An 18,998-nucleotide genomic window follows, 5' to 3' on the forward strand; every position below is an offset into this window, starting at 1 on the left:
GTCCGAAACTGTCGAATGAAGGGCGCGCTTACGGCGATTCGACCGCTGCGTCAACCGCCAACCGGGCGCCATGAGCCGCGCGACCGTCCGAGGGACGGCGCGGCGCTGCTGGAGAGGACATAACCCAAATCAGGTCGCCCGTCAAAACGCATGCGGCAGACGCTTGTCGGGCAGCGCCCGACTATTCGCCATCCCCGAGCGCATCGATCTGCTCCTCGAGCGTCGCTTCGGGTGCGATCTGCGGTTCCGTGTTATCCGGAGCGGGAGCGGCGGCGCCCAGCGCACCGAGACGATCGCGCAGCCCCGCCAATTGTTGGCTCATCACATCATCCACCGCCCCGGCAATCCCCGCAATCTCGTAGCGCATCGGTCCGCCGACATTGTATTCCCACAAGATGCGGGTTCCGCCATCGATTTCCTTGAGCGTGACGGTGAGGATGCCGGTGGCAGGTTCGCCCTGCAGCGGACCCAGCCCGCCGCGCAGGCGCAGCACGCGCAGCGGAAAGGCCTGGACGACGGTGGCGTGATGCGCGCTGCCGTCCATCGCGAAGCCTTCTTCGCTGTCGTCGCCCGGGATCGTTTCGCACAGGCACCCGCCCGCCTGCGGGGTCAAAATCATATTCGCCGCATCGCCCGACCAGGTGTGTTCCGAATTCCACCATTCGGCCGGTTTGATCAGCGCCAGCCACACCGCAAGTGGCTCGGCCGCCACTTCGGCGGTGGCGCGGGTGACGAAGCCGTCCCCGCTGGTCGAGACCACCTCCGCGGTCGCGGGGGAGGTCGCGACGCCGCCCAGCAGCAGCGCCGCGGCGAGAAAGAACCGGTTAGCCATCCATCACTCCTTCGCCGCGGCGATAGGCCAGCGCGAGCGGGATGGAAAGATCGCGTGCGACAGGCGGACCCGGGTTCCGCGCCTGTTCAGCTCTGGGCCGTTCGGCTCTGGGCCGTTCGGCTCTGGGCCGTTCAGCTCTGGGCCGCTCGGCTCCGGGCCGGTCAACCCCGCGGTTGCTCAGCCCTCTGCAAGGATCGCGTCGATGGTGTGGGTCACCGTCTCGATGCTGGCCATGCCATCGACCCGGCTGACGATGCCGCGGCTTTCGTAGCCGGGCAGGATCGGCGCGGTTTCGGCGCGGTAGAGCGCCATCCGCTTGCGCACGGTTTCCTCATTATCGTCGGGCCTGCGCTTGAATTCGTTCGAACCGCATTTGTCGCAGGTTCCCGGAACCTTCGGCAGTTTGAAAAGATCGTGATAGCCCGCCCCGCATTCGGCGCAGGTGAAGCGCCCGATGATCCGCTCCACCAGCGCATCCTCGTCGACCTCGAGCTCGATAACGTGATCCAGCTTGCGACCGTGGCGGGTGAGGATCTCGTCGAGCATTCCGGCCTGCGCCTCGGTGCGCGGATAGCCGTCGAAGATGGCGCCGGTCTCTGGGCCCATCTCGGTCAGTTCGGCATCGATCAGGTCCGAGACGATATCGTCGCTGACCAACTCGCCGCGATCCATCACGGCCTTGGCCTTGATCCCGACGGACGTGCCCGCCTTGACGGCACCGCGCAGCATGTCGCCGGTCGAAAGCTGGCGCATGCCATGGTGCTCGACCAGGCGCTGCGACTGCGTGCCCTTGCCTGCGCCCGGAGGCCCCAGAAGGATTATGTCCATTCCGTTAGTCCCCTTCGACCCCGCGGGTATGCTAGCGATTGCGGCCCTTCAACTTGGCCTTCTTGATGAGGTCGCCATACTGGTGCGCCAGCAGATGCGACTGGATCTGGCTGATGGTATCGACCGTCACATTGACGACGATCAGCAGGCTGGTGCCGCCGAGGAACAGCGGAATTCCAGTCTGCGCGATCATGTATTCCGGGATGACGCAGACCAGCGCCAGATAGATCGCGCCGACCACGGTGATCCGGGTAAGCACGTAATCGAGATATTCCTCGGTCCGCTTGCCCGGACGGATGCCGGGAATGAAGCCGCCGTTCTTCTTCAGATTCTCGGCGGTTTCCTCAGGGTTGAAGACCACCGCGGTGTAGAAGAAGGCGAAGAAGATGATGCCGGCCGCGTAGAGCGTCATGTAGAGCGGCTGACCATGCGCCAGATACTGGTTGAGCGCTACGATCGTGCCACCGAAACCGGTCTCGGTATCAACCGAATTGCCGGCGAACTGGCTAATGGTGAGCGGCAGCAACAGCAGCGAACTGGCGAAGATCGGCGGGATCACGCCCGCGGTGTTGAGCTTGAGCGGCAGATGCGAACGGTCGGCCTGCATCATGCCGCGCTGCGTGGCGCGTTTGGGATACTGGATCAGCAAGCGCCGCTGGGCCCGCTCGACGAAGGAAATGATCAGGATCAGCACCACCACCATCACGATGAAACCGATGATGATCGCGGGCGAAATCGAACCGGTGCGACCGCCTTCGAACAGGTTGGAGGCAAAACCCGGGAACTGGGCGACGATGCCCGCCATGATGATCAGCGAAACGCCGTTGCCGATCCCGCGGCTGGTGATCTGCTCGCCCAGCCACAGCAGGAACATGGTGCCGCCCACCAGCGAGATCACCACCCCGAGCCGGAACGCGATGCCCGGATCGATCACCGCGGCGAGACCGCTGGCCGCGCCGAAGCTCTCGAGCCCCGCGGCTAGGAACCAGCCCTGGATCGAGCACAGGAACACCGTCCCGTAGCGGGTGTACTGGTTGAGCTTCTGCCGCCCGGTGCTGCCCTCTTTCTTCATCGCGGCGAGCGTCGGGTGCAGCGCGCTGGCGAGCTGCACCACGATCGAGGCGGTGATATAGGGCATCACCCCAAGCGCGATCAGGCTCATCCGCTCCAGACTACCGCCCGTGAACATGTTGAACATGTCCAGGATGCCGCCGCGCGTGGTGTCTGCAAGCTGCGCCAGCGCCCGGGGGTTGATCCCCGGCAGCGGCACGAAGCTGAGAAAGCGGAACACGATCAGCGCGCCGATGGTAAACCAGATACGCTGGCGCAGCTCGGTGGCTTTGGAGAAGTTTGCGAGGCTCATCTGGCTCGCAATATTGTCGGCGCGTGATGCCATGGCTTAAATGTCGATCCTAGCGTCTGCGTATGATGGGCGCCGGCCCGGTCCGGCGCAGACAGGACAGATAGGGAGCGGGCTTCCCAATGTCGAACCCCGCTCCCGATTTTTCCGTTTATTCGGAGTCAGCCTTGGCCGCAGCGTGCTTGCCGGTCTTGTTCTCGTTGGGCTTGCCGCTGACCTTCTTGACCTTGACGATCTCGACCGATCCGCCGGCCTTCTCGACCGCCTCGATCGCGCCCTTGGAGGCACCGGCAACGGTGAGCGTGAGCTTGGCGGTCAGTTCGCCCTTGCCAAGCAGACGCAGGCCGTCCTTGCCGCCGCGCGCGAGACCGGCAGCCTTGAGAGCTGCGTGGTCGATCGTGCCCTTGGCGTCGAGCTTGCCCGCATCGATGAACTTCTGGATCATGCCGATGTTCACCTCGGCAAAATCCTTGCCGAACGGATTGTTGAACCCGCGCTTGGGAAGCCGCATGTGGAGCGGCATCTGGCCGCCCTCGAAACCCTTCACGGCGACGCCCGAACGGCTCTTCTGGCCCTTCTGGCCGCGGCCGCCGGTCTTGCCCTTGCCCGAGCCGATGCCGCGCCCGATGCGCAGACGGCTCTTGCGGGCGCCGGGGTTGTCGCGGATTTCGTTGAGTTTGAAAGTCATTTGTGCACTCGCTTTCGCTTTGTTCGCGCTGATTGGATCTGCATTCCCGCCGATTGCGGAAAACGCGGGTCGGCCCCCCGCACTGGCGAGGGGCCGGATAGTGGCTAGAGCACCTCTACCATGTGCGGCAGCTTTGCAATCGCGCCGCGCACTTCGGGGGTGTCTTCGATCTCGACCGTCTTGTGCATCTTGCCAAGGCCCAGACCCGTGAGGATCTTTTTCTGGCTCTCGGGGCGCCGGATCGGCGAACCGATCTGGCGGATGGTGATGGTCTTGTTCTTCGTGTTCTTGGCCATGTGTCTTACTCCGCGACCGCTGCGGCGTCGGCTTGCGCCTCGGCCTCGCTGGCGCCACCGCGGCCGAGCAGATCGGCGACCTTCTTGCCGCGACGCTGAGCCACCGACTTGGGCGAAGTCTGGTTCACCAGCGCATCGAAAGTGGCGCGGATCATGTTGTAGGGATTGGAAGTGCCGACCGATTTGGTCACCACGTCCGCCACGCCCAGGCTCTCGAACACGGCGCGCATCGGACCGCCGGCGATGATGCCGGTACCGGCGGGTGCCGAACGGACGTTGACCTTGCCCGCACCGAACCGGCCCTTGCCGTCGTGATGGAGCGTGCGACCTTCCTTGAGCGGAACCCGGATCATCTTCTTGCGCGCTGCCGCGCTGGCCTTGGAGATGGCTTCGGGCACTTCGCGCGCCTTGCCATGACCGAAACCGACCCGCCCCGAACCGTCGCCGACCACGACCAGAGCGGCGAAGCCGAAGCGCTTACCACCCTTCACGGTCTTGGAGACGCGGTTGATGTGGACCAGCTTCTCGATGATGCCGTCGTCTTCTTCCTGGCGTCCGCCGCGACGATTGTCGCGTCCGCCGCCCGGGCCACCGCGACCGCGGCCACCGCCGCCGCCACCGGGGCCGCCGCGACCACCGCCGCCGCCCGGCCCGCCGCGTCCGCGACCGGCATTCTGGCGATCGCGCGGCTGACCTTCGGCACCCTGCGCGGGCGACTGATTGTCGGCAGCCTCGGAAGGCGTGTCGGCGATCGCCGGCGATTCCTTGGTGACCGCGTGCTCGGTCTCGGCCTTGGCAGGCTGGTCGATCTCGACCGGCTTGGCTTCGGCAGCCGTGGTTTCGGGGGTCGCTTCGGTTTTGTTGTCGTCAGCCATCATCAGAACTCCAGCCCGCCTTCGCGAGCGGCGTCGGCCAGCGCTTTCACGCGGCCGTGGAACAGGAAGCCGCCGCGATCGAACACGACGGTGGTGACGCCGGCCTTCTTGGCGGCGGCGGCGATATCCTTGCCGACAGTCTTGGCGGCTTCGACATTGGCACCGGAGTCCTTCGCGCCGAGCGTCGAGGCGGCGGCGACAGTCTTGCCGTCGGCGTCATCGATGATCTGCGCGTAGATGTGCTTGCCGGTGCGGTGCACGGACAGCCGGGGCTTGCCACCCGCACGGCTCTTGAGAGCGGTGCGGACTCGCTGGCGGCGGCGTTCGAAAAGGGAAAGTTTGGCCATGTTACTTCTTCTTCCCTTCCTTGCGGAAGACGTACTCGCCCTGATACTTGATACCCTTGCCCTTGTAGGGTTCGGGCTTGCGCCAGCGGCGGATTTCGGCGGCGAACTGGCCGACGGCCTGCTTGTCGATGCCCGAGATGACGACAGTCGTCTGATCGGGCGTCGCAACATCGAGCCCTTCGGGAACCTCGAGATCGACATCGTGGCTGTAGCCGAGCTGCAGCTTGAGCTTGCGACCCTGCACCGACGCACGATAGCCGACGCCGGTGATCAACAGGGTCTTCGTAAAGCCGTCGGTGACGCCTTCGACCAGATTGGAAACCAGCGTGCGCTGCATGCCCCAGAAGGACCGCGCCTCCTTGGTGTCGTTGGCCGGGTTGACCTGGATCTCGTCGCCTTCGACCTTGTAGGCGATGTAGTCCGACAGACGCAGGGTCAGAGTGCCCTTGGGCCCTTTGACGCTCAACACGTCGCCGTCGATATTGGCGGTCACCCCAGAGGGGATCGCGACCGGTCGTTTACCGATGCGGCTCATCAGAATACCTCCGCCAGCACTTCGCCACCGACGTTCTCGTTGCGGGCTTCCGCATCGGAAAGCACGCCGCGGGGCGTCGAGACGATGGTGATGCCGAGGCCGTTGCGCACCGTCGGAAGTTCCTTGGAACCCGAATAGACGCGGCGGCCGGGCTTCGAAACGCGCGAGACATGCTTGATCGCCGGCTCGCCTTCGAAATATTTCAGTTCGATCCGCAGCGCCTTGTGCTTGCCGCTGGAATCCTCGGAGAAGCCACGGATGTAGCCCTCGCGCTGGAGCACTTCCAGGACGTTCGCACGCAGCTTGGACGCGGGCGAGAGGACGGAATCCTTCTTCGCCTGCTGGCCGTTGCGGATGCGGGTGAGCATGTCACCCAGGGGATCGGTCATTGCCATCGTCTAGTTCCTCACCAGCTCGACTTGGTCAGGCCGGGAATCAGGCCCTTGTTGCCCAGATTCCGCAGCTCGATCCGGTTGACGCCGAACTTGCGGTAGTAGCCGCGCGGGCGGCCGGTGGTCGAACAGCGGTTGCGCACGCGGGTCGGATTCGCATTGCGCGGAATCTCGGCCATCTTCAGGCGCGCCATCAGCCGGTCGCTTTCGTCGGCGGAAGTGTCGTCAGCAATCGCCTTCAGCTTTTCGTACTTAGCGGCATACTGCTTGACGAGCTTCTTGCGACGCTCGTTCTTGTTGATCGAACTCAGTTTCGCCATTGGACTTAAGTTCCTCTTCTAGCGGCCCTCAGGCCGCTTCCTTCTGCTCGGCCGTGTGGCCAATGAACGGGAAGCCGAACAGGCGCAGCAATTCGCGCGCTTCGTCGTCGGTCTTCGCCGTGGTGGTTACTATGATGTCCATGCCCCGGACCTTCTCGATCTTGTCGTAGCTGATCTCGGGGAAGACGATCTGTTCCTTGAGGCCCATCGCGTAATTGCCGCGCCCGTCGAAGCTCTTCGGGTTCAGCCCGCGAAAGTCGCGAATGCGCGGCATCGCGATCGTCACCAGACGGTCGACGAATTCGAACATCCGCTCGCGACGCAAGGTCACCTTGCAGCCGATCGGCATGCCTTCGCGCAGCTTGAACTGGGCGATCGACTTCTTGGCGATGGTGATGACCGGCTTCTGGCCGGCGATCAGCGCCATTTCCTCGGCGGCGGTCTGGACCTTCTTCTTGTCCTGGCTGGCTTCGCCCACACCCATGTTGAGCGTGATCTTTTCCAGACGCGGAACCTCGAGACGGTTCTTGTAGCCGAACTTCTCGGTCATCGCCTTGACGATCTCGTCGTCGTAGCGCTGCCTCATGCGAGGGGTATAATCAGCCATCGATGGTCTCCCCGGACTTGACGGCGACGCGCACCTTCTTGCCGTCCTGCTCTTCGAAACGGACGCGGGTGGGCTTGCCGTCCTTGGGATCGGCTACCGCAACCTTGCAGATCGGCATCGCCGCGGCGAAGCGGTCGATCCCGCCCTGCGGGTTGGCCTGGTCGGGCTTGCGGTGACGGGTGGCGATGTTGACGCCGTCCACGATCAGCTTGCCTTCCTTGGGCAGAACCTTGGTGACAGTGCCGGTCTGGCCCTTGTCCTTGCCGGACAGGACCACGACCTTGTCGCCCTTCTTGATCTTAGCGGCAGCCATTACAGCACCTCCGGCGCGAGCGAGATGATCTTCATGAAGCCGCGGCCGCGCAGTTCGCGCACCACCGGGCCGAAGATACGGGTGCCGATCGGCTCTTCGCTCTTGTTCACGAGCACGGCGGCATTGCTGTCGAAGCGAATGACGCTGCCGTCGGAACGGCGGACGTCCTTGCGGGTCCGCACGATCACGGCGCGATGGACGTCGCCCTTCTTCACCTTGGCGCGCGGCTGGGCTTCCTTCACGGAAACCACGATGACATCGCCGACGCTCGCGGTGCGACGCTTCGACCCGCCCAGCACCTTGATGCACTGGACGCGCTTGGCGCCGCTGTTGTCCGCGACGTCGAGATTGGATTGCATCTGGATCATCGATCCGTCTTCCTTCTCATTGGCTTGCCGGAACCAGTCCGGCAGTTCCTAAAACGTCAGTTACCGGCGGCCTCGACCTCGAGATCCGCCTCGACCGCCTGGGTGCCGCCCGCAGTTACGCGATCCTTCACCTGCCAGGTCTTGGTCTTCGAAATCGGCTTGGTCTCCTCGATCCGGACGACGTCGCCGAGCGTGTATTCATTGGTCTCGTCGTGAGCGTGATACTTCTTCGAACGACGGATGATCTTCCCGTAGAGCGGGTGCTTCACCTTGCGTTCGACCTTCACGGTCACGGTCTTGTCGGTCTTGTCGGAAGTGACGGTCCCGATCAGGATACGTTTGGGCATGGTCTACTCCTCAGGCTTTCGCTGTGGCGTCAGCCGCGGAACGCTTGGTGCGCTCGGTCTGAAGCGTCTTGATCTTGGCGATCGTGCGACGGACTTCGCGGATGCGCGCGGGGGCTTCGAGCTGGTTGGTGGCAGCTTGGAACCGCAGGTTGAACTGCTCGCGCTTGAGCGTGGTGAGCTCCTCCGAAAGCTGATCGTCGCTCTTCTGGCGCAGATCTTCGGTCGTGGTCGAATTCTGGGCCATCATTCGCCTCCCAGGTGCGAGGTGTCGCCAAAGCGGGCGATAACCTTGGTCTTGATCGGCAGCTTCATCGCCGCGCGCTCGAACGCTTCGGCAGCCAGCGGGCCGGCAACGCCGTCGAGTTCGAATAGGATCCGGCCCGGCTTGACGCGCGCGGCCCAATATTCGACCGAGCCCTTGCCCTTACCCTGACGCACTTCGGCGGGCTTCTTCGAGATCGGCACATCGGGGAACACGCGAATCCACAGGCGTCCCTGACGCTTGATGTGGCGCGTGATCGCACGACGCGCGGCCTCGATCTGGCGCGCGGTGATACGCTCGGGTTCCAGGGCCTTGAGGCCGTAGGAGCCGAAGTTGAGGGTGGTGCCACCCTTGGCTTCGCCCTTGATCCGGCCCTTGAAAGCCTTGCGGAACTTGGTTTTTTTCGGTTGCAGCATTTTATCTACCTATCCTGCAATCAGCGCGCCGGTCGCACGCCGGAGGTCTGCGATTCCATCATCAGACGGTCTTGCGCAGTCGGATCGTGGCCGAGGATCTCGCCCTTGAAGACCCACACCTTGATGCCGATGATGCCATAGGCGGTCAGCGCCTCGGCTTCGGCATAGTCGATGTTGGCGCGCAGCGTATGCAACGGCACCCGGCCCTCGCGATACTGTTCGACGCGGGCGATCTCGGCGCCGCCCAGACGGCCGCCGCAGACGATCTTGATGCCTTCGGCACCCAGACGCATGGCGGACTGCATGGCGCGCTTCATCGCACGACGGAACGCGATCCGGCGGATCAGCTGATCGGCGATGCCCTGAGCGACGAGCTTGGCGTCGACTTCGGGCTTGCGGATCTCGACGATGTTGAGCTTGACGTCGCTCGCCGTCATCGAAGCCAGCTTGACGCGCAGCTTCTCAATATCCGCGCCCTTCTTGCCGATGATGACACCGGGACGGGCAGCGTAGATCGAAATGCGGCACAGCTTGGCCGGACGCTCGATCACCACCTTGGAAATCGCGGCCTGGGGCAGCGAGTTCATGATGTACTTGCGGATCTCGATGTCTTCCTTGAGCAGCTGCGCATAGTCACGCCCTTCGGCGTACCAGCGGCTGTCCCAGGTGCGGTTGATCTGCAGACGCAGACCGATCGGATTGCTCTTCTGGCCCATCTTACGCCTCTTCCTCTTCGCGCACCACGATCCGCAGCTTGCTGAACGGCTTCAGGATGCGGGTGGACTTGCCACGACCGCGCGTGTGGAAACGCTTCATGGTGATCGACTTGCCGACGGAAGCTTCGGCAACCACCAGCGCATCGACGTCGAGATCGTGATTGTTCTCGGCGTTGGCGATCGCGGAAGCGAGCACCTTGCTGGCATCGCGCGCCATCGCCTTCTTGGAGAAGGCGAGGATGTTGAGCGCTTCTTCGGCCTTCTTGCCGCGGATCAGCTCCGCGACCAGATTGAGCTTCTGCGCGGAACCACGAATGGTGGTGCCGACCGCAAGCGCCTCGTTGTCGGCCACGCGGCGGGGAGACTTAGCCTTGCCCATTAGCGCTTACCCTTCTTGTCCGAGGCATGGCCCGGGAACGTCCGCGTCGGCGCAAATTCGCCGAGCTTGTGGCCGACCATCTCTTCCGAGACGGAGACCGGGATGAATTTGTGGCCATTGTAGACGCTGAACGTCAGACCGACGAACTGCGGCAGGATCGTCGAACGACGCGACCAGGTCTTGATGGGCTTGGAGCCACTGCTGTCCTGAGCGTCTTCGGCCTTTTTCAAAAGGCTGAGTTCGACGAACGGACCTTTCCAGACGGAACGAGCCATTGGTCCTTACCTCTTCTTCTTGGCGTGGCGCGAACGGATGATCATCTTGTCCGTCTGCTTGTTGTTGCGGGTGCGGGCGCCCTTGGTGGGCTTGCCCCATGGGGTGACCGGATGACGGCCACCGCTGGTGCGGCCTTCGCCGCCGCCGTGCGGGTGATCGACCGGGTTCTTGGCGACACCGCGGGTCAGCGGGCGACGGCCCTTCCAGCGGGTGCGTCCGGCCTTGCCGAAGTTCTGGTTCTGGTTGTCCGGGTTCGACACGGCGCCGACGGTGCCCATGCAATCCGCCCGCAGGTAACGCTGCTCGCCCGAATTGAGCCGGACGATGACCATGCCGCGATCGCGGCCGACCAGCTGGACGTAGGCACCGGCGGAACGGGCGATCTGCCCGCCCTTCTCCGGCTTCATCTCCACATTGTGGCAGATGGTGCCGACCGGCATCTGGCCCAACAGCATCGCGTTGCCCGGCTTGGTGTCGACGCGTTCGCCGGCAATCACCTTGTCGCCGACGGCAAGCCGCTGCGGCGCGATGATGTAAGCCAGTTCATCGTCGGCATATTTGATCAGCGCGATGAAGGCGGTGCGGTTGGGATCGTATTCGATCCGCTCCACGGTGCCCTCGACGTCCCACTTGCGACGCTTGAAGTCGATATAGCGGTACTTCTGCTTGTGGCCGCCCGCGATGCCGCGCGAGGTCACATGACCCTTGTTGTTGCGGCCGCCCGTCTTGCGCTTGCCCTCGGTCAGAGCCTTGATCGGGCCACCCTTGTGGAGGCCCGACTTGTCGACCAGGATCAAGCCACGGCGTGCGGGGCTCGTCGGTTTGTAATTCTTGAGTGCCATTGGTTCCTAGCCCCTCAGATACCGCTCGTGATGTCGATCATTTCACCCTCGGCGAGGGTGACGATCGCCTTCTTCACGTCGGAACGCTTGTAGGGCCTGCCCTTCCAGCGTTTGGTCTTGCCCTTGGTCACGATGGTGTTCACGCCCACGACTTTCTTGTCGTAGATCGCCTCGACCGCTTCCTTGATCTGCGGCTTCGTTGCATCGTTCGCGACCTTGAAGACGACCGCATTGTGCTCGGACGCCATCGTCGACTTTTCGGTGATGTGGGGCGCGAGAATCACGTCGTAGTGACGCGCGTCCACTTCCTGCTTCTTAGCCATTGAACCGGGCCTCCAGCTTTGCGACCGCGTCCTTGGTGAGGACCAGCGTGTCGTGCTTCAGGATGTCGTAGACATTGGCGCCGACCGCCGGGAGCATGTTGATGCCCGGCAGATTGCGCGCCGCCTTCTGGAAACCGTCGTTCACGCTCTCGCCGTCGATAAACAGGACCTTGCCGCTCCACCCGTTCTTGTCGAACTGGCCCTTGAGCGCCTTGGTCTTGGCATCCGCGAGATCGAGGCTGTCGATCACGATCAGGCCGTCCTTGGCCTTGCTCGAGAGCGCCATCTTGAGACCGAGCGCACGGACCTTCTTGTTGAGCGACTGCTCGAACTCACGCCGACGCGGGCCGTGGGCCTTGCCGCCACCAATGAAGATCGGCGCAGCACGGTCGCCGTGACGGGCGCCGCCGGTGCCCTTCTGGCGGACGAACTTCTTGCCGGTGCGGTTCACATCCGACCGCTCGCGCGCCGCGCGGGCGGTGCCGCGACGGTTCTCGAGCTGCCAGGTGACGACCCGGTGCAGGATGTCGGCGCGCGGCTCGACCCCGAACACGGCATCGTCGAGTTCGATATCGCCCGACGCCTTGCCGTCGATATTCTGGACCTTCACCTTCATGGGGTCAGCCCTCCTTGTTCTCGCCGGCGTCATCGACGCTCGGCGTGGTGCTGGTATTCTCGTCGGCAGCGCCGGTGTCGGCATCGGCGCCGGCATCCTGCTGCTGCATCAGCTTTTCCTGCTGCTCGACCGAGACTTCCGGGTTCACGGCCTGCTCGGCGGCGCTCTCGATCAGACCGGCATCGGCTTCCTCGGAAGCGAATTCGTCCTGATTGCGGCGCATCACGCCGGGGAACGGCAGATCGTCGGAGTGCTTGATCTTGACCGAGTCGCGAACCAGCATCCAGCCGTTCTTCGCACCCGGGACCGAGCCCTTGACGAAGAGCAGGCCGCGTTCGGCGTCGGTGCGCACGATCTCGAGGTTCTGCTGGGTACGCTGACGGTCGCCCATGTGGCCGGCCATCTTCTTGCCCTTGAACACCTTGCCAGGATCCTGGCGCTGCCCCGTCGAACCGTGCGAACGGTGCGAGAGCGAGACGCCGTGGGTGGCGCGCAGACCGCCGAAGCCCCAACGCTTCATGGCGCCGGCGAAGCCCTTGCCCTGCGTGTGACCGGTGATGTCGACCTTCTGGCCGGCGATGAAATGCTCGGCGGAAATCCGCGCACCGACCGGCAGCAGCGCATCTTCGCCGTCGACGCGGAATTCCGCGACCTTCATCTTGAGTCCGACTTCGGCCTTGGCGAAAGCTTCGCGCTGCGGCTTGTTGACGTTCTTGTGCTTGGCCTCGCCGGCGCCGAGCTGGACGGCAAAATAGCCGTCGCGATCGGCGGTGCGATGCAAAGTTACCTGGCAATCTTCCAGCGAGAGAACGGTGACCGGCACGTGCCGACCGTCCTCCTGGAAGAGGCGGGTCATCCCGACTTTTTTCGCGATAACGCCTGTGCGCATCGTCAGAACTCCTAAACAGAGGCACCCGGCCCATCCGGGTGCTTGCGGACAGCCGGGTTCGATCCCGGAGGTCCAATTCGGCCCATAAATGCGATGCGAGCCCCGTCCGGGCCGAGTGCCCCGTCGGGCCGGATGGCCGTGGGAGCAAGACGGGGGACGCAGACCCGGACAAGTCCGGCGGTATCCCTTGTCTCGAAGAGCGGCTTCGCCCTCCGAACGAAGATCCCGCGAGGCGGGAAACTCGTGCCACCCTGAAGGCGGACTTGAACCTCACCGGTCGTTTAAGGTCCTACCGGGAAGACCAGGCATCCGATCAAACCGGAGCCTCTGGCAAACTCGCTCAGGCGAGCTTGATCTCGACGTTCACGCCAGCAGCCAGATCGAGCTTCATCAGCGCGTCGACCGTCTGGGCGTTCGGCTGAACAATGTCCAGCAGTCGCTTGTAAGTGCGCACCTCGAACTGCTCGCGCGACTTCTTGTCGATGTGCGGGCCGCGGTTCACGGTGAACTTCTCGATACGCGTCGGCATGGGAATGGGGCCACGAATAAGAGCACCCGTACGACGTGCGGTCTCGGCGATTTCGCCAGTCGCCTGGTCGAGAACGCGGTGGTCGAACGCCTTGAGGCGAATGCGGATATTCTGTGCTTCCATTACCTATACCGATGCGAAAGAGCCAAGGAAGTCCGGGGACCTCCAAAAAAAGAGAACCGCCCCACCCAACCGATAAACCGGCGAGGGGCGGCCCTCCTCAAAACTAAAGCGCGCGCCGCGGGAGACGAATCTCCCGTCGCGACGCGCGCTCTATATTACTTCGTGATGTTGCTGACAACCCCAGAACCGACGGTCCGGCCACCTTCGCGGATGGCGAAACGAAGACCTTCGTCCATGGCGATCGGTGCAATCAGCTTGACGCCGATGGTCACGTTGTCGCCCGGCATCACCATCTCGGTGCCCTCGGGGAGGATGACCTCGCCGGTGACGTCGGTGGTGCGGAAGTAGAACTGCGGGCGGTAGTTGGCGAAGAACGGCGTGTGACGGCCGCCCTCGTCCTTCGACAGCACGTAGACTTCGGCGCTGAACTCGGTGTGCGGGTTGACCGAACCGGGCTTGGCCAGAACCTGGCCACGCTCGACGTCTTCACGCGCGATACCGCGGATCAGGGCACCGACGTTGTCGCCGGCTTCACCGCGATCGAGCAGCTTGCGGAACATTTCGACACCGGTGACGACCGTCTTGGCGGTGTCCTTGATGCCGACGATTTCGACTTCGTCGCCGACGTTGACGATACCGGTCTCGATACGACCGGTGACGACCGTGCCGCGACCCGAGATCGAGAACACGTCCTCGATCGGCATCAGGAAGGGCTTGTCGACCGGACGCTCGGGCTGCGGGATGTAGGAATCGACCGCATCCATCAGCGCCTTGATCGACTTCTCGCCGATTTCCTCGTCGCGACCTTCCAGAGCGGCCAGAGCCGAACCCTTGATGATCGGAATGTTGTCGCCGTCGAAATCATAGGCCGAAAGCAGCTCGCGAACTTCCAGTTCGACCAGCTCGAGGAGTTCCTCGTCGTCGACCTGATCGACCTTGTTGAGATAGACCACCAGCTGCGGCACGCCGACCTGACGGGCGAGCAGGATGTGCTCGCGGGTCTGCGGCATGGGGCCGTCGGCGGCGTTCACCACCAGGATCGCGCCGTCCATCTGCGCGGCACCGGTGATCATGTTCTTCACATAGTCGGCGTGGCCCGGGCAATCGACGTGCGCATAGTGACGCGCATCGGTCTCGTATTCGACGTGTGCGGTCGAAATGGTGATGCCGCGCTCGCGCTCTTCGGGAGCCTTGTCGATGTTTGCGAAATCGACAGCCGAGCCCTGCACCTTGGTGATGGCAGCCGTCAGCGTGGTCTTGCCGTGATCGACGTGACCGATGGTGCCGATGTTGCAGTGCGGCTTGTTCCGCTGGAATTTTTCCTTCGCCATTTTACTCTAACCTCTGTTCAAAAATTGAATCTGTGCGGGGAAAAGCGGCACCCGCCGAAACAGGCGCCGCCCCTAGCTGTATCGCTCGCCTTAGGCAAGCTTCTCCTTGACGTCCTGTGCAACGCTCGCGGGCACTTCTTCATAATGGGAGAACTGCATCGAGTAGTTTGCACGGCCCTGGCTGAACGAGCGCAGCTCGTTCACGTAACCGAACATGTTGGCAAGAGGCACCATGGCTTCGACGGCCTGGGCGTTGCCGCGCGTGTCGGTGCCCTGGATCTGGCCACGGCGCGAATTGAGATCGCCGATGACGTCGCCAAGATAATCGTCCGGAGTGATGACTTCAACCTTCATCACCGGCTCGAGCAGCTTGATCCCGCCACGTTCGGCCGCTTCACGCATCGCACCCTTGCCGCAGATCTCGAACGCCACGGTCGAGGAGTCGACATCGTGATAGGCGCCGTCGGTCAGGTGGACGGTGAAATCGATGATCGGGAAGCCGATCAGATAGCCGCTCGCGGCCTGCTCGCGGATGCCCTTCTCGAGCGACGGGATATATTCCTTGGGAATGTTACCGCCCTTGATGCTGTCCTCGAACACGATGCCCTGACCGCGCTCACCCGGGGTGAAGGTTGCCTTGGCACGGGCGAACTGGCCCGTACCGCCGGACTGCTTCTTGTGGGTGTAATCGACGTCGATCGCGCGGCCGAGCGATTCCCGGTACGCAACCTGCGGCGCGCCGACATTGGCTTCGACCTTGAATTCGCGCTTCATGCGATCGACCAGGATGTCGAGGTGGAGTTCGCCCATGCCCTTGATGATCGTCTGGCCCGATTCGTGGTCGGTCGAGACGCGGAACGAGGGATCCTCGGCGGCCAGGCGATTGAGCGCGACGCCCATCTTTTCCTGGTCGGCCTTGGTCTTGGGCTCCACCGACAGCTCGATGACGGGCTCGGGGAACTCCATCCGCTCGAGGATGATCGGATGCGCCGTGTCGCACAGCGTATCGCCGGTCGTGGTGTCCTTCATCCCGGCGATGGCGACGATGTCGCCCGCGAACGCCTCATCGATGTCCTCGCGGTTGTTCGAGTGCATCAGCAGCATGCGGCCGATCTTTTCCTTCTTCTCCTTCACCGAGTTGAGCACCTGGCCCTTGACCAGCTTGCCCGAATAGATGCGGGTGAATGTGAGCGAACCGACGAAGGGATCGTTCATGATCTTGAACGCCAGCGCGCTGAACGGCGCGTCGTCGGACGAGGCGCGGGTCGCGGTCTCTTCGGTGTTCGGGATGATGCCCTCGATCGCCGGAACGTCGAGCGGCGACGGCATGTAGTCGACCACCGCGTCGAGCAGCGGCTGGACGCCCTTGTTCTTGAACGCCGAACCGCAGACGACCGGCACGAAGGCGCGCCCCAGCGTGCCCTTGCGGATCAGCCGCTTGATGGTGGCGACATCGGGGATCTCGCCTTCGAGATAGGCTTCCATCACCGCATCGTCCTGGTCGACGACCAGCTCGATCAGCTTCTCGCGATATTCCGCGGCCTTGTCGGCCAGCTCGGCGGGGATATCGATGTAGTTGAACGAGGCGCCCAGGCTCTCGTCTTCCCACACGATGCCGCGATTGTTGACCAGATCGACCAGACCCTTGAGATCGCTCTCCATGCCGATCGGGAGATAGAGCACCAGCGGCGTGGCGCCGAGGCGGTCGATGATCGACTGGACGCAATAGTAGAAATCGGCGCCGGTGCGGTCGAGCTTGTTGACGAAACACATCCGGGGGACGCCGTACTTGTCGGCCTGGCGCCAGACGGTTTCGGACTGGGGCTCCACGCCCGCGACGCCGTCGAAGACCGCGACTGCGCCGTCGAGCACGCGCAAGGACCGCTCGACTTCGATCGTGAAGTCGACGTGCCCGGGGGTGTCGATGATGTTGATGCGGTGCTTGGGGCCCTTGCCGTCTTCGGCCGCCCAGAAGGTGGTCGTCGCGGCCGAGGTGATGGTGATCCCGCGTTCCTGCTCCTGCTCCATCCAGTCCATGGTCGCGGCGCCGTCGTGGACTTCGCCGATCTTGTAGGACTTGCCGGTGTAATAGAGGATGCGTTCGGTCGTGGTGGTCTTGCCGGCATCGATGTGAGCCATGATGCCGATGTTGCGATAGCGCTCGAGCGGATAATCGCGGGCCATGTGGAATTCCTTGATTCGAGTCGTGACGGGTTCGTGTAGGGGCGGGTTCGTGCGGGGTTCGTGTCGCTAGTTCGTGTCGGGGGCCCCGGATCGGGTCGCCCCCCATATGGTGCTTCGTGTGACCTTATGAAGACCGCCCCGCGCCCACCCGTGCCGCGGCTGCGCCGGGCTCGGAGGGACGGGGGCCGGCCTTCACGATCGCCTTACCAGCGGTAGTGCGAGAAGGCGCGGTTGGCGTCCGCCATGCGGTGGGCGTCTTCGCGCTTCTTGACCGCGTTGCCGCGGTTGTTGGCGGCATCCATCAGCTCGCCCGAGAGGCGCGCCGACATGGTGGTTTCCGGGCGACCGCGCGCGGCGGAGATGACCCAGCGCATCGCGAGCGCCTGGGCACGCTCGGGGCGCACCTCGACCGGCACCTGATAGGTGGCACCGCCGACGCGGCGCGAACGCACCTCGACCTGCGGCTTCACGTTCTCGAGCGCGGTGTGGAACAGCTCGACCGGGTTCGCCTTGGCCTTCTCCTCGACGGTGTCGAGAGCGGTGTAGACGATCCCTTCCGCGACGGCCTTCTTGCCGTCGAGCATGAGGTTGTTCATGAATTTCGACAGGATCTGATCCCCGAACTTGGGATCGGGCAGGATGACCCGCTTTTCGGGACGACGACGACGTGACATTGCAAATTCCTTCTATCCGGGAGCGCGGCGCGCCGTGAAAGGCGCCTTCCGTCTCGAACGTCATCCCAGCGAAAGCTGGGATCTGTGTCCGGTGACGCTCCGGTTGAAACAGACCATCGGGCTCCGAACCCCGCCGAACCCGATCCCAGCTTTCGCTGGGATGACGGCGGAGGGTCGAATGCCGCGCAAGGTCACTTCGGCCGCTTGGCCCCGTACTTGGAACGCGACTTCTTGCGGTCCTTGACGCCCTGCGTATCGAGCACGCCGCGCAGCACGTGGTAGCGCACGCCGGGAAGATCGCGGACACGACCGCCGCGGATCAGCACGACGCTGTGCTCCTGCAGGTTGTGGCCCTCGCCGGGGATGTAGGAGATGACCTCGCGCTGGTTGGTCAGGCGAACCTTGGCCACCTTGCGCAGAGCCGAGTTCGGCTTCTTCGGAGTCGTCGTATAGACGCGGGTGCAAACGCCGCGCTTCTGCGGGTTCTGCTCCATCGCAGGGACCTTGGACTTGGCCTTCTGCGGTTCGCGGCCCTTGCGGACCAGCTGGTTGATCGTCGGCATGATTTCTCACTTCACCTTCGTTTTCCGGTCATGCGGTAGTGCATGACCGGGGACGCCCCTTCCGGGCGCGAAACCGGTTCCCACTTTCGCTGAAGGGGCTCGGCCCGTGCCAGTCAGGGCTGGCGGTCTGGGCGGGTCGGGGATGGAAGGTCTTTGGCCAACTCGTCATCCCAGCGAAAGCTGGGATCGCCATCCGCAAGCTCGAGGCGCGCGGCACGCAAACTCCGGCCAAAACCGGAACGACGACTGGACCTGAAACACTCCACCCGCGGCCCGCAAAAGCCACCGGGTTACTTTACCGGCTGCCCCAAGGGGTCCGGAAGGTTTCCGCAGCTCCGGAAGTGTCCGGAGCGCCTCGCCTTCTGGTCCGCCTCAATAGAAAGGAGCCTCGCGCTGGTCGGCGACAAGGCCCCGGGACATGACCGGCAATGTTCAGCTCTATCTGACCAGCCTGCCGGTCGCGCGGACGCGGGGGCATGGCTGGATGGAGGGGCGCTTAGGGGGATTCGGGGTTGGGGTCAAGGTGTGCCCACTCTGGCATTCAGAAACGCACTGAGAGTATGTGGTGGCGCCATCCTTCCCGCCATTGCCTCGAATATCTGATCATTCCGAACGACAGCGGGCACTCTAATCGGCCGACCGCCAGCCTGTGCTCGCTGCACGTTGCAATCCAGAATGAGTTCTAGGGTTCGGACTCATTCACAGCCAGAAGGCGACGGCAGTGGCGAGCGCCACACTGGATAGGAAGTTGGCGGCAAGCTTGTCGT

General features: G+C 63.6%; 28 protein-coding genes. All 28 read right to left on the reverse strand.

Going from position 1 to position 18,998, the window contains the following annotated elements:
• Positions 1-181: 181 nt before the first annotated feature.
• Entirely contained in the window at positions 182-832 is a 651-nt protein-coding gene (locus Q9K01_RS08845) for an SRPBCC family protein (RefSeq protein WP_305929843.1), read from the reverse strand.
• 177 nt (positions 833-1,009) lie between these two features.
• Positions 1,010-1,660: an adenylate kinase gene (locus Q9K01_RS08850; RefSeq protein ID WP_305929844.1), complete on the reverse strand. Its 651-nt coding sequence runs from the start codon at positions 1,658-1,660 to the stop codon at positions 1,010-1,012.
• Between the two features lie 31 nt (positions 1,661-1,691).
• Entirely contained in the window at positions 1,692-3,056 is a 1,365-nt protein-coding gene (secY, locus tag Q9K01_RS08855) for a preprotein translocase subunit SecY (RefSeq protein WP_305929845.1), read from the reverse strand.
• Between the two features lie 115 nt (positions 3,057-3,171).
• The gene (gene rplO, locus Q9K01_RS08860) at positions 3,172-3,708 is read right to left on the reverse strand and encodes a 50S ribosomal protein L15 (RefSeq protein ID WP_305929846.1); all 537 of its coding nucleotides are present in this window, start codon (positions 3,706-3,708) and stop codon (positions 3,172-3,174) included.
• A gap of 104 nt (positions 3,709-3,812) precedes the next feature.
• Positions 3,813-4,004 carry a 50S ribosomal protein L30 gene (gene rpmD / locus Q9K01_RS08865; protein ID WP_305929847.1) on the reverse strand — a complete coding sequence of 64 codons (192 nt, stop codon included), beginning with the start codon at positions 4,002-4,004 and terminating at the stop codon, positions 3,813-3,815.
• 5 nt (positions 4,005-4,009) lie between these two features.
• Positions 4,010-4,882 carry a 30S ribosomal protein S5 gene (gene rpsE / locus Q9K01_RS08870; RefSeq protein WP_305929848.1) on the reverse strand — a complete coding sequence of 291 codons (873 nt, stop codon included), beginning with the start codon at positions 4,880-4,882 and terminating at the stop codon, positions 4,010-4,012.
• Positions 4,882-5,226, reverse strand: coding sequence for a 50S ribosomal protein L18 (rplR, locus tag Q9K01_RS08875; RefSeq protein WP_305929849.1), 345 nt, complete (start codon positions 5,224-5,226; stop codon positions 4,882-4,884). Before rplR ends, rpsE begins: the two co-directional genes overlap by 1 nt.
• A 1-nt stretch (position 5,227) precedes the next feature.
• Positions 5,228-5,761, reverse strand: a complete 534-nt coding sequence (gene rplF / locus Q9K01_RS08880) for a 50S ribosomal protein L6 (protein WP_305929850.1) — start codon at positions 5,759-5,761, stop codon at positions 5,228-5,230.
• Entirely contained in the window at positions 5,761-6,156 is a 396-nt protein-coding gene (gene rpsH / locus Q9K01_RS08885; RefSeq protein ID WP_305929851.1) for a 30S ribosomal protein S8, read from the reverse strand. Before rpsH ends, rplF begins: the two co-directional genes overlap by 1 nt.
• A gap of 11 nt (positions 6,157-6,167) precedes the next feature.
• Positions 6,168-6,473, reverse strand: a complete 306-nt coding sequence (gene rpsN / locus Q9K01_RS08890; RefSeq protein WP_305929852.1) for a 30S ribosomal protein S14 — start codon at positions 6,471-6,473, stop codon at positions 6,168-6,170.
• 28 nt (positions 6,474-6,501) lie between these two features.
• Positions 6,502-7,080, reverse strand: coding sequence for a 50S ribosomal protein L5 (gene rplE, locus Q9K01_RS08895; RefSeq protein ID WP_305929853.1), 579 nt, complete (start codon positions 7,078-7,080; stop codon positions 6,502-6,504).
• Positions 7,073-7,393, reverse strand: coding sequence for a 50S ribosomal protein L24 (gene rplX / locus Q9K01_RS08900; protein WP_305929854.1), 321 nt, complete (start codon positions 7,391-7,393; stop codon positions 7,073-7,075). The genes rplE and rplX overlap by 8 nt, the downstream gene beginning before the upstream one ends.
• Positions 7,393-7,761, reverse strand: coding sequence for a 50S ribosomal protein L14 (rplN, locus tag Q9K01_RS08905; RefSeq protein WP_305929855.1), 369 nt, complete (start codon positions 7,759-7,761; stop codon positions 7,393-7,395). Before rplN ends, rplX begins: the two co-directional genes overlap by 1 nt.
• 56 nt (positions 7,762-7,817) lie before the next feature.
• Complete coding sequence (gene rpsQ / locus Q9K01_RS08910; RefSeq protein WP_305929856.1) at positions 7,818-8,108, reverse strand: 30S ribosomal protein S17; 291 nt, start codon at positions 8,106-8,108, stop codon at positions 7,818-7,820.
• Between the two features lie 10 nt (positions 8,109-8,118).
• Positions 8,119-8,355 carry a 50S ribosomal protein L29 gene (rpmC, locus tag Q9K01_RS08915; RefSeq protein ID WP_305929857.1) on the reverse strand — a complete coding sequence of 79 codons (237 nt, stop codon included), beginning with the start codon at positions 8,353-8,355 and terminating at the stop codon, positions 8,119-8,121.
• Positions 8,352-8,786, reverse strand: a complete 435-nt coding sequence (rplP, locus tag Q9K01_RS08920; RefSeq protein ID WP_305929858.1) for a 50S ribosomal protein L16 — start codon at positions 8,784-8,786, stop codon at positions 8,352-8,354. The genes rpmC and rplP overlap by 4 nt, the downstream gene beginning before the upstream one ends.
• 20 nt (positions 8,787-8,806) lie before the next feature.
• A complete protein-coding gene (gene rpsC, locus Q9K01_RS08925) occupies positions 8,807-9,502 on the reverse strand; it encodes a 30S ribosomal protein S3 (protein ID WP_305929859.1) in 696 nt (231 codons plus the stop codon).
• Between the two features lies 1 nt (position 9,503).
• Positions 9,504-9,881, reverse strand: coding sequence for a 50S ribosomal protein L22 (rplV, locus tag Q9K01_RS08930; protein ID WP_305929860.1), 378 nt, complete (start codon positions 9,879-9,881; stop codon positions 9,504-9,506).
• Complete coding sequence (gene rpsS, locus Q9K01_RS08935; protein WP_305929861.1) at positions 9,881-10,156, reverse strand: 30S ribosomal protein S19; 276 nt, start codon at positions 10,154-10,156, stop codon at positions 9,881-9,883. The genes rplV and rpsS overlap by 1 nt, the downstream gene beginning before the upstream one ends.
• Before the next feature lie 6 nt (positions 10,157-10,162).
• Positions 10,163-10,999, reverse strand: coding sequence for a 50S ribosomal protein L2 (gene rplB, locus Q9K01_RS08940; RefSeq protein WP_305929862.1), 837 nt, complete (start codon positions 10,997-10,999; stop codon positions 10,163-10,165).
• A gap of 14 nt (positions 11,000-11,013) precedes the next feature.
• A complete protein-coding gene (locus Q9K01_RS08945) occupies positions 11,014-11,322 on the reverse strand; it encodes a 50S ribosomal protein L23 (protein WP_305929863.1) in 309 nt (102 codons plus the stop codon).
• On the reverse strand, positions 11,315-11,938 hold the full coding sequence (gene rplD / locus Q9K01_RS08950; protein ID WP_305929864.1) for a 50S ribosomal protein L4: 624 nt from the start codon (positions 11,936-11,938) through the stop codon (positions 11,315-11,317). Before rplD ends, Q9K01_RS08945 begins: the two co-directional genes overlap by 8 nt.
• Before the next feature lie 4 nt (positions 11,939-11,942).
• Positions 11,943-12,827: a 50S ribosomal protein L3 gene (gene rplC / locus Q9K01_RS08955; RefSeq protein ID WP_305929865.1), complete on the reverse strand. Its 885-nt coding sequence runs from the start codon at positions 12,825-12,827 to the stop codon at positions 11,943-11,945.
• A gap of 340 nt (positions 12,828-13,167) precedes the next feature.
• The gene (rpsJ, locus tag Q9K01_RS08960) at positions 13,168-13,479 is read right to left on the reverse strand and encodes a 30S ribosomal protein S10 (protein WP_061924928.1); all 312 of its coding nucleotides are present in this window, start codon (positions 13,477-13,479) and stop codon (positions 13,168-13,170) included.
• 155 nt (positions 13,480-13,634) lie between these two features.
• Positions 13,635-14,810, reverse strand: coding sequence for an elongation factor Tu (gene tuf / locus Q9K01_RS08965; RefSeq protein WP_305929866.1), 1,176 nt, complete (start codon positions 14,808-14,810; stop codon positions 13,635-13,637).
• Positions 14,811-14,900: 90 nt separating this feature from the next.
• The gene (fusA, locus tag Q9K01_RS08970; RefSeq protein WP_305929867.1) at positions 14,901-16,994 is read right to left on the reverse strand and encodes an elongation factor G; all 2,094 of its coding nucleotides are present in this window, start codon (positions 16,992-16,994) and stop codon (positions 14,901-14,903) included.
• A 203-nt stretch (positions 16,995-17,197) separates the two neighbouring features.
• Positions 17,198-17,668, reverse strand: a complete 471-nt coding sequence (rpsG, locus tag Q9K01_RS08975) for a 30S ribosomal protein S7 (protein WP_305929868.1) — start codon at positions 17,666-17,668, stop codon at positions 17,198-17,200.
• Positions 17,669-17,859: 191 nt separating this feature from the next.
• Positions 17,860-18,231 carry a 30S ribosomal protein S12 gene (gene rpsL, locus Q9K01_RS08980; RefSeq protein ID WP_305929869.1) on the reverse strand — a complete coding sequence of 124 codons (372 nt, stop codon included), beginning with the start codon at positions 18,229-18,231 and terminating at the stop codon, positions 17,860-17,862.
• Between the last annotated feature and the right edge of the window lie 767 nt (positions 18,232-18,998).

Source organism: Qipengyuania benthica (genome assembly GCF_030717865.1).
GTDB classification, from domain to species: Bacteria; Pseudomonadota; Alphaproteobacteria; order Sphingomonadales; family Sphingomonadaceae; genus Qipengyuania; species Qipengyuania benthica.